7 protein-coding genes, 1 tRNA gene and 1 pseudogene are annotated in these 9,551 nt (G+C 36.8%); 5 read left to right on the forward strand and 4 right to left on the reverse strand.

The features are described 5' to 3' along the window. The first annotated feature begins 372 nt into the window (after positions 1-372). Positions 373-822, forward strand: a complete 450-nt coding sequence (locus PN450_RS00020; RefSeq protein ID WP_271834922.1) for an REP-associated tyrosine transposase — start codon at positions 373-375, stop codon at positions 820-822. Positions 823-1,080: 258 nt separating this feature from the next. Continuing rightward, on the forward strand, positions 1,081-1,674 hold the full coding sequence (locus PN450_RS00025) for a DUF1156 domain-containing protein (protein ID WP_271834923.1): 594 nt from the start codon (positions 1,081-1,083) through the stop codon (positions 1,672-1,674). Here the strand turns inward: PN450_RS00025 and PN450_RS00030 are convergent. Beyond that, complete coding sequence (locus PN450_RS00030; RefSeq protein WP_271834924.1) at positions 1,609-1,956, reverse strand: clan AA aspartic protease; 348 nt, start codon at positions 1,954-1,956, stop codon at positions 1,609-1,611. The genes PN450_RS00025 and PN450_RS00030 overlap by 66 nt on opposite strands. Then, complete coding sequence (locus PN450_RS00035; protein WP_213799312.1) at positions 1,953-2,228, reverse strand: hypothetical protein; 276 nt, start codon at positions 2,226-2,228, stop codon at positions 1,953-1,955. The genes PN450_RS00030 and PN450_RS00035 overlap by 4 nt, the downstream gene beginning before the upstream one ends. 112 nt (positions 2,229-2,340) lie before the next feature. Between PN450_RS00035 and PN450_RS00040 the strand changes: the two are divergent. The 3 genes and pseudogenes from PN450_RS00040 to ndhD1 form a co-directional block, all read left to right on the forward strand. Further along, positions 2,341-2,421: pseudogene (locus tag PN450_RS00040) on the forward strand (Uma2 family endonuclease); the annotation flags it as partial. 249 nt (positions 2,422-2,670) lie between these two features. Next, positions 2,671-5,913 carry a helicase-related protein gene (locus PN450_RS00045; protein ID WP_271834926.1) on the forward strand — a complete coding sequence of 1,081 codons (3,243 nt, stop codon included), beginning with the start codon at positions 2,671-2,673 and terminating at the stop codon, positions 5,911-5,913. Positions 5,914-6,253: 340 nt separating this feature from the next. After that, the gene (gene ndhD1 / locus PN450_RS00050; protein WP_174782929.1) at positions 6,254-7,822 is read left to right on the forward strand and encodes a photosynthetic/respiratory NAD(P)H-quinone oxidoreductase subunit D1; all 1,569 of its coding nucleotides are present in this window, start codon (positions 6,254-6,256) and stop codon (positions 7,820-7,822) included. 161 nt (positions 7,823-7,983) lie between these two features. On the opposite strand, the gene PN450_RS00055 is transcribed toward ndhD1, so the two are convergent. Next, positions 7,984-8,054, reverse strand: a tRNA-Gly gene (locus PN450_RS00055). A gap of 50 nt (positions 8,055-8,104) precedes the next feature. Beyond that, positions 8,105-9,223, reverse strand: coding sequence for a hypothetical protein (locus PN450_RS00060; protein WP_271834928.1), 1,119 nt, complete (start codon positions 9,221-9,223; stop codon positions 8,105-8,107). Positions 9,224-9,551 lie beyond the last annotated feature (328 nt).

The following is a 9,551-nucleotide window of genomic DNA, read 5'->3' on the forward strand; positions in this document are numbered from 1 at the left end:
CATCTTGCCCGCTATTGGTATATTATTATTTGTAGTGCGGGCATCTTGCCCGCTATTGGTATATTATTATTTGTAGTGCGGGCATCTTGCCCGCTATTGGTATATTATTATTTGTAGTGTGGGCATCTTGCCCGCTATTGGTATATTATTATTTGTAGTGCGGGCATCTTGCCCGCTATTGGTGTACTCGTGCAGATGGAATGTGCTGTATCTTAACCTATTATGTATTTAATGTATATATAGAAAGTATATAGAAAGTATATAGAAAGTATATAGAAAGTATATAGAAAGCGAGCAGGATGCTCGCACTACATGAGGGTAAAATACCCGTGATTATGTTATTATATGCGATAAAAAAGCGAGATTTATAAAATGGAATTTAAAAAACAACTACCTCATTTAGAAAAACCTCATGCTAAATATTTTATCACTTTTGTGACTTGGGAAAGATTAGAACTAACTCCAGCAGCGCGACAAGTTGTATTGGAATGTTGTAAATATTTTGATAATCAAAGATATAAATTATATGCTGTAGTAATTATGCCAGATCATGTACATTTATTAATTGAACCTTTGTTAAAAGATGAAACTGATTTTTGGACAATTGGCAGTATTTTACATAGTATTAAAAGTTATAGTGCGAAACAAATACCAAATGTTATGCTGCATATTGGCAAGGTTTGGCAGGATGGTAGATATGATGAAATGATGAGAAATGAACAAGAATTTATGAATAAATGGGAATATATTCGACAAAATCCTGTAAAAGCTGGTTTATCAAATACTCCTGATGAATACCCTTTTTTATGGGATAGATTTTAAATCTTAAATGACAATAATTTTGTAGTGGGAGCATCTTGCTCCCTGGCGTATCTAAACTAGCGTATCTAAATTAAATGCACAACAGGTTAATACCCGAATATCTCCTATATCTATCAATAAAAATAATCTACTTACCTCAAATAATTGATGTTATTCAATAGCGAGCAAGATGCTCGCACTACAATTACCGTTAATCAATTGACAAACCACCCATTTCTATTACAATATATCAATCAATACCCACACATCTACACCCCCATGTCTAACCCAACCCCCAAACGTCCCCACTTATTCATAGAAGAAAGAATGCCTGTCCAACTCCTCAACGAACAGGTTTACTATGAACATGGGGGAAATCCTTTTAAGGGGTTACATCGTTGGTATTCTCGCAAACCTTTGTCTTTTAGTCGTGCTAGTGTGTTGGCTTCTTTGTTACCCGCAGATGTGACAATGGAGGAATTTGAATATTTATTGGGGTTAGAACCAGGGAAGGAAGTTAAACTCTACAAAACTCCTCCTACTGCTGTGCGAATTAAGAAGGTGCATGATTATTGTCAGCAAATTTGGGGAACTCGTACACCTACAGTTTTAGATGCTTTTGCAGGTGGTGGAAGTATCCCTTTTGAAGCTGCGAGATATGGGTTAAATGTGCTGGCTTCTGATTTGAATCCTGTGGCTGTGGTGACGATGAAAGCAGCAATGGAATATCCTTTAAAGTTTGGACCAGATTTACAGCATGATATTGATAAATGGGTGAAGTGGGTAGGTGATGAAGCTGAAAAAAGGTTAGCTGAATTTTTCCCTTCTAACCCTGGGGAAACGGTACAATGCCATCAGAGAAGTTCCTACTAAAGGTTTATAGCCAGCAGCTAAAACTGGAACTAATCTTTCTACACCGTCCCATACAATTGTTGCCAAATGTATAGATAATAAAGCTTGAGTACCATCGGCTAATCTGGCTTCGGTACTAGAATATAAGGGAAGATTCATCGCACTAACTGCCTGTGGTGGTAAAGTAAGATGGTCATTAAATCCAGTATCAATGACAAAATTTAAATTAAAATCTGGCTGCGAAGGTAAACGAAAAACCACTGGAATTATTGCCCTACCATCGCTAATTTTTCCATAAATCATTCAGATGTATGCTCCATTATTGCACCACCAAAACTTACAGCAACATCGTAACCAATCCGTATAGTAAACAATCTAGCATTAGGGTTTTTCTGTTTTAACTTTAACGCTGTCTCTACACCAGTTGGATCAATTCCATATTCACCAGTTTCTGCATCAATCACAATCATCTTACCGATATTGTCACCATACTCGACATTTTGGCGAATAACGTTTTCATAAAACTGTTTAGCTCGAATAGCTACTTCTTCTATACTCCAGAAAATTGATTGCATCACGATTACACCAAAAGATTGCTTCTTCAATCATTGTAGTATTTATTTGCTAAAATTTGATGTGAGCGTTAGCTTGTAGTAACAGTATTTTATCTTCGCTTAAAAGTTATGTATAAATAACTACAATTCCTTAGAATGCCTACCTTCATCGGCAGAATTACCCGATTCTGATGATACCCCTGTGGATAATGAATTTATTTTAAGCATCATAATTATTGAAAGTAGTGGGAGCATCTTGCTCCCTGGTGTTAAAGAGTAGGCTAACTATATGATTGTTGCAAAAGCGGGCAAGATGCCCGCACTACCTGGAAAAATAAAAACATATAAAATCAATAAAGATAAAAATTATCATGATAATATGTAGTGGGAGCATCTTGCTCGCTAACATATCATTAAAATCAGCCTAAACTAACCGAAATATTTGCAGAAATTGGTTAAAAAATTGAAACCCCTACGTGATACCTCTTGGAAAATAAGCTACTCCAGCAACACCCACAATACCATTGCTGACTTCTATATTCCTGCCTTAGAATCTGCCATCCAATATGACAGAAAATCAGGCTTTTTTAGCAGTGCCATTTTGAGTAAAGTAGCGCGGGGTTTAGGGGCAATGCTACATAACCAAGGCAAAATCCGGTTAATGATGGGATGCCAATTTAGTCCCCAAGACTTGCAAGCAATAGAACAAGGATACGCATTACGGGATGCTTTATTAACTCGTTTAGATGCCGACTTAACACCACCCGAAAACTTTGCCCAACTCAAACATTTAGAAATACTCAGTTGGTTAATTCAAAATCAATATCTCGACATCAAAATCGCCATTCCTCTCCAAGAAAATGGACTTCCAGAAAATAGCATCCAACAACTAGATCCACAACATATATTTCATGAAAAAGTTGGCATCTTTACAGATAGCAACGGTGATAAATTAGCATTTAATGGTTCTAATAACGAATCTATTGCCGGTTGGGAGAAAAACGTCGAATCATTTCACGTTTATTGTTCCTGGGAAGGAGGAAGAGAATTAGATAGAGTAGAAGAAGAAGTTTCCAGATTTGAACAACTGTGGTATGACTTATCCCCCAATGTGCGGGTATTTGAAATTCCCGAAGCAGTACAACAAAAACTGTTAAATTATGCCCCAACATCTAAACCTACATGGAATCCTCAAATTGAATTTGATTCTCGGCCAATAAAAAATACTGACAGTTCAGCGTTAACAGTTGACGGTTCACAATTGATAGTTAACAGTCAACAGTCATCAGTTAACAATCAAAAACCAACAGTCATCAACGAAGAAGAAAAACAAGCATTTAACCAACTAGCGAATATTCATCAACATCCTGGATGTTTAGACTTTTGTTTAAAATCAATTCCGATAAAACCCTGGCCACACCAAATTAAAATATTGCGTCGGGTAGCAGAAACCTTTCCTAAAAGTTTTCTTATTGCTGACGAAGTTGGTTTAGGTAAAACTATTGAAACAGGATTAATTTTACGTTATCTCCTCTTAGCTAAAAAAGCCAAACGGGTACTCATCCTTTCCCCTGCAAGTGTCCAACCACAATGGCAAGAAGAATTAAGAGAAAAATTCAATCTGCATTTTTGGAGTTACAATCAAAATTTGTTCACAGTTCACAGTTCACTATTAACTGAACAATACCGTCAACATTCCACAGTCAACAATCAACAGTTAATAAATCCCTGGAATAGCCAAGATTTAATTCTCGCTTCTTCCCATTTAGTGCGGAGAAAAGAAAGAATGCAGGAATTACTAGCAGCAGAACCTTGGGATTTAGTCATATTAGATGAAGCACACCACGCAAGAAGAAAAAGTCCTCAAAATCGCAAAGAAACACCGAATCGGTTATTAGAATTAATGCAGCAATTAAAGGATAAAACTCAAGCCTTAATTCTACTTTCTGCTACTCCCATGCAAATTGATGCTATAGAAGTTTTTGATTTATTGAATTTACTAGGAATACAAGGACATTGGAGTTATGGAGATAATTTTTGTAATTATTTTGAATCATTACCAAGTAGTGTAAAACCAGAAATCCTGAACTTTTGGCAAGTCATGTCTAATGACTATTTTCAACAAGGAGGAAAACCTTGTTCTCGGTTACAGCAATTTTTAAACAAACAAGATAAGATTATTGCTTATAAAATGCAAGATTTATGGCAACGGGGTAAGAAAATTTCTAATCATAAACAATTATTAGCAGATGAAGATTTTATCAATACTTCTCGACAATATTTAACAGTTAATACCCCTTTAAAAGATTTGATGTTTCGTCATACCCGCGATACATTGAGACAATATTATCAACGTGGATTATTAGCCCAAGATATTCCTAGTAGAATTGTGCAAGATAATGCCATTAGTTTAGAAATTAACCGTGAAGTTCCGCTTTACCAAGCTGTTAGTAATTATGTCCGTCATTTTTACAGACTAGCACAAAAAGATCAGCGTACCTGTCGCGGTTTCTTGATGACTTTGTACAGGAAACGTTTAACCAGTTCATTCTACGCTATCAAAGCATCTTTACAACGGGGTTTAGATTGTTTATTAACTAAACAAGGCAGTTTTATTACAGAAGATGATTATGCCGATATTGATGAAGCTAATGATGCAGTAATTTCGGGAATGGAATCTTTCTTTGAAGAAGTAGACCCCCAGGAAATTCAATATTTAGAAGATTTACTACAGCAATTTGAAAATACAGGAGAAGATAGCAAACTTTCCCATTTTATTCAGATCTTACGTCAAGAATTAAGCCAAAGAGAAAGTGCTATTGTTTTTACTCAATACACAGATACAATGGACTATTTACGAGATGCTTTAAAAGAATTATATGGTAGTCAAGTAGCTTGTTATTCTGGACGTGGTGGGGAATTATTAAAAGTTAACACTCAACATTCAACAGGGAACAGTGAACCTACTTGGTGTGTAGTTCCCAAGGAAGAAATTAAACACAAATTTCGCCAGGATGAAATTAAAATTCTGCTTTGTACTGAATCTGCGTCAGAAGGGTTAAACTTGCAAAATTGTGGGGTATTAATCAACTATGATATGCCCTGGAATCCCATGCGTGTGGAACAAAGAATTGGCAGAATTGATAGAATTGGACAAAGATATACTACTGTCCGCATCCATAATTTTTATTATGATGGCACTGTAGAAGCAAAAGTTTATAGAAAATTGCGCGATCGCATTAACGCCTTTGCTACAGTTGTTGGTAATCTCCAACCCATTTTAGCTAAAGTTCCCACTTTCATTGAACAAGCTGCGATGAGTGCAGATCCAGAAGAAGAGGATGTATTAATGTCTGAGTTTGACTCGGTATTAAACGCACCTCTCCGTCCAGGAATTGAAGCAATGGTAACAATGGATTTAGATGCTGATTTAGCGGAAATTCAAAAGCCTATTCCACCTACTCCTTTTACACCAGAAACCATTGAACATTTATTTACCACATCAACAATTTTAAAATCTACTGGGGTGATTTTTCAGCCAAAAGACGAAAAAACGTGGCTAGTTACCTATAAAAACCGGGAATACATGATTACTTTTTACACAGATGTATTTGATGAAATACCTTCTTTAATTCTCATGAATTTTGGAGAACCCTTGTTTGCAGAATTGTTGCGGTTAGTTCAGAACCAGGGGAAACGCAGCTAATTTTTTTGACAAAATGTAACTTATCAGGAGAACACATCTGTACTTTAGACAAAAAATAGAGAATGTGGGGGTTGACATTCGGTTTTAAATTTGTTATCATAAAATTGATAAGGAAGAACTATCATAAAATAATTCTGTAGATTGGGGATGATGGGAGGAAAACCAATACCTAATTCCTGATGTTAAAGACTTAAATAAATAAAATTAACTTATTTTGAACTTGGTTTGAGCATTTACGTTAATCTTATAGCTGTAATCGTTTATTTAACTTGATTCAGAAGTCACTAGATAATGAATTTTTGCCAAACATGATTTTAATTACAGATTGATTATGTTGAATATAGCTAATTTCCCGTGGCTGACGACGATTATTTTATTTCCCATAGCCGCGTCACTGCTGCTTCCTATCATCCCAGATAAAGACGGAAAAACGGTGCGCTGGTACTCTCTCACTGTGGGGCTGATAGATTTTGGCTTAATTGTCTGCGCTTTTTATACTAGCTATGATTTTGCTAATCCCGATTTGCAACTGGTGGAAAGTTATCCCTGGGTTCCACAGTTGGGTTTAAATTGGTCATTAGGCGTTGATGGCTTGTCCATGCCTTTAGTTCTCTTGACCGGGTTTATTACCACTTTAGCGATTTTAGCAGCTTGGCCAGTAACGCTGAAACCGAAATTATTTTATTTCCTCATTTTAGCCATGTATGGTGGTCAAATTGCGGTTTTCGCTGTCCAGGATATGCTGTTATTTTTCCTGGTGTGGGAACTGGAACTTGTGCCAATATACTTCCTGCTATCAATTTGGGGCGGTAAAAAGCGTCAATATGCAGCAACTAAATTTATTTTATACACTGCTGGTGGTTCGCTGTTTATTTTACTGTCTTCCTTGACAATGGGATTTTATGGCGATACTGTGACTTTTGATATGCGATCGCTCGCATTGAAAGACTACGCCCTGAATTTACAACTTTTACTCTACGCTGGCTTCCTGATTGCCTACGCTGTCAAGTTGCCGATTATTCCCCTCCATACCTGGCTACCAGATGCCCACGGTGAAGCTACAGCGCCGGTGCATATGTTACTAGCAGGTATTTTGTTAAAAATGGGTGGTTATGCCTTAATTCGCATGAATGCCCAAATGCTACCCGATGCCCACGCTTATTTTGCACCCGCATTAGTAGTTTTGGGGGTAGTAAATATCATCTACGCTGCCCTAACGTCCTTTGCCCAGAGGAACTTAAAACGGAAAATTGCCTACTCTTCAATTTCCCACATGGGCTTTGTTCTCATTGGGATTGCCTCTTTTACTGATTTGGGTTTAAGTGGGGCAGTTTTACAAATGGTTTCTCACGGATTAATTGGGGCAAGTTTGTTCTTTTTAGTCGGTGCAACTTATGATCGCACACACACTCTCATGTTAGATGAAATGGGTGGTGTTGGGAAGAAGATGCAGAAGATTTTCGCTATGTTCACAACTTGTTCCATGGCTTCTTTAGCATTACCAGGAATGAGCGGTTTTGTCGCCGAATTAATGGTATTTGTCGGCTTTGCAACTAGCGATGCTTATAACCCAACATTCAAAGTTATTGTCATTTTCTTGATGGCTGTTGGTGTGATTTTAACGCCAATTTATCTACTATCAATGTTGCGCGAGATTTTCTACGGACAAGAGAATGAAGAGTTGGTTTCTCATCAAAATTTAATAGATGCTGAACCACGCGAAGTCTTTATTATTGCTTGTTTGTTGATACCTATTATTGGTATTGGTTTTTATCCCAAATTGCTAACGCAAATGTATGACGCGACAACTGTACAATTAACAGCAAGATTGCGTGATTCTGTCCCCACGTTATTAGCAAATAAAGCGGTGGAAAATGTTTCTTTGACTGCGCCGATAATTGGTAATTAATTTATAATTACAACTGGGGTGGGTTTTATGCCTACCCTTGTTTCGCGCAGAGACGCTAAGGAGCAAAGACGCAAAGCTAATCTATATCGGCGATCACTAAACATAAAATGTAGGAACGCTTAAGCAGTATTGAGTATAACTTTTAAAAACTTTCATTCAAAAGCGGGTGGCGGGAATCGAACCCGCATGATCAGCTTGGAAGGCTGGAGTTTTACCACTAAACTACACCCGCGTGCTTCTGACTTAACTAAGATAACATAGCTCTTATCAAATTGCAAGTAGCTATGGAGAATTTATGGGTTTAATTTTAAGACGAATATATAAATTGCTCAAATCGGGTTTTGATCCATCTTGATTATAAGCAGCAAGAAAACTCTCTTGTGCAAATATCTGGTTAAGTGCTTGTTCATAAATATTTGCTTGGCTGCGGAGTGCGGCTGGTTCAATCGTTATCACTATCGCTTGTTGAAATTGTCCATTTTTATCAATTATTAAACTGGCCAGTATATTTGCTGGTTTCAAATCCTCGTCGCTGGGAAGTATACTAGCCTCTAATTCCTTTTCTGTACTTCCTTTATATTCAGCCAGAACATCTGGTAAAGCATCGGCTATCAGTTGTTTTTGTTGTATTAATTCACTAACTTCTTCCTTCAGTATAGGACTGACGGTAGCTATAGCCCCCCCTCTATTAGCCGTTAGGGAAGGTTCTGTTGTGGGAGTTGGGGAATCAGCAGGAATATCTTTGGGAAGGAGAGTTCCCTCTCCTAGTTTAACTTCTTGACGATTATTCCAAGGACGTTCACTTTCGGGAATTATTGATGTTGGTTCTGGTGTTGGGTTTGTTGGATATGATTGTTGTCTAACTGGTAGTTTTTCAACTTCAGTTTTTTCAACTTCAGTTTTTTCAACTTCAGTTTTTTCAACTTCAGGTTTTCTAACTTCAGGTTTTTCAACTTCGAGTTTTCTAACTTCAGGTTTTTCAACTTCGAGTTTTCTAACTTCAGGTTTTCTAGCTTCAGGTTGTTCAGATTTATCTTGTTCTGGTAAATTAACACTAGAATCAGCATCATCTTGATTACTGAGTTTAACAGATGCTGATTTTTGTGAAGTTGAAAAAGAAGATTGTGGTTTAATCTTTGGAGTTGTTGATTGGGTTTTGATTTGAGATTTTGGTTCAGAAGCAATTTCGATTAAGTCAATGGGAATCGAACTTTGGTTAGACTGGGGAAACCACGCTTGAAACTCATTTGATGAACGCATTAACCAAAATACTAATAAATGAAGAGACACAGAACCAATACAAACAAAAGTCCATAACCAAGGAGGATCAGTATGTCGTTTGAAGTTTTTAGATGTAATTGAACTATCATTTAAATGATTATTTGTAACGGTTGGTATCATGTTAATTTAAAACTTGGATCTAACTAAAGAAAGAATTGCCAAAATTTTTAGTAAAGATGGTAGCGTTATGAATAATACATCAGGTTGACTTATGGCCAAAGTATACTATTAAACAAACATCTCTTTCTAAATTTAGCAATTAGCAATCACAACTAATAATAAGGCGTTGTCCTTTTAGAGGGTGTTTGAACCCACATTCCGCACCCCAAACTGTCACAGATCAAAAAAGCCCTTAAAGTAGTACATAATAACTAAAGCCAATTCAAAAATTAAGATGCTTAATGAGAATAAGTAGCATTAAAAGGGACGTGGTGTGATAAAGTGAAAC

The sequence above is a fragment of the Dolichospermum lemmermannii CS-548 genome (assembly GCF_028330815.1).
GTDB classification, from domain to species: Bacteria; Cyanobacteriota; Cyanobacteriia; order Cyanobacteriales; family Nostocaceae; genus Dolichospermum; species Dolichospermum lemmermannii.